The sequence below is a fragment of the Uliginosibacterium paludis genome (genome assembly GCF_039631355.1).
Lineage (GTDB): Bacteria > Pseudomonadota > Gammaproteobacteria > Burkholderiales > Rhodocyclaceae > Uliginosibacterium > Uliginosibacterium paludis.
Genome location: NZ_JBDIVF010000033.1, coordinates 1 through 707 on the forward strand (window position 1 = coordinate 1; position 707 = coordinate 707).

Genomic DNA, 707 nt, shown 5'->3' on the forward strand with positions numbered 1-707 from the left:
AAGGAAAAGTTTGAACGTACGAAGCCGCACGTGAACGTCGGCACGATTGGTCACGTTGACCACGGCAAGACCACGCTGACTGCAGCCATCACGACCGTGCTGGCGGCGAAGTTCGGTGGTGCGGCCAAGGCATATGACCAGATTGACGCAGCGCCTGAAGAAAAGGCTCGTGGTATCACCATCAATACCGCGCACGTTGAATACGAAACGGCCAATCGTCACTACGCCCACGTTGACTGCCCGGGCCACGCTGACTACGTGAAGAACATGATTACCGGTGCTGCGCAGATGGATGGCGCGATCTTGGTGTGTTCGGCTGCTGACGGCCCCATGCCCCAGACCCGCGAGCACATCCTGCTGGCTCGTCAGGTGGGTGTGCCCTACATCATCGTGTTCCTGAACAAGTGCGACATGGTGGATGACGCCGAGCTGCTGGAACTGGTCGAGATGGAAGTGCGCGAGCTGCTCTCCAAGTACGACTTCCCGGGCGACGACATTCCCATCGTCAAGGGTTCCGCTCTGAAGGCCCTGGAAGGCGACAAGGGCGAAATCGGCGAAGGCGCGATCATGGCGCTGGCTGATGCGCTGGACTCCTACATCCCGACGCCGGAACGTGCGATCGACAAGCCCTTCCTGATGCCGATCGAAGACGTGTTCTCGATCTCGGGTCGCGGTACCGTGGTGACGGGTCGTGTCGAGCGTGGTGT

General features: G+C 60.1%; 1 protein-coding gene. It reads left to right on the plus strand.

The window, feature by feature from the left end; genetic code table 11:
- On the plus strand, positions 1-707 hold a 707-nt coding region (locus ABDB87_RS20535; RefSeq protein WP_345930581.1), incomplete at both ends, for an elongation factor Tu.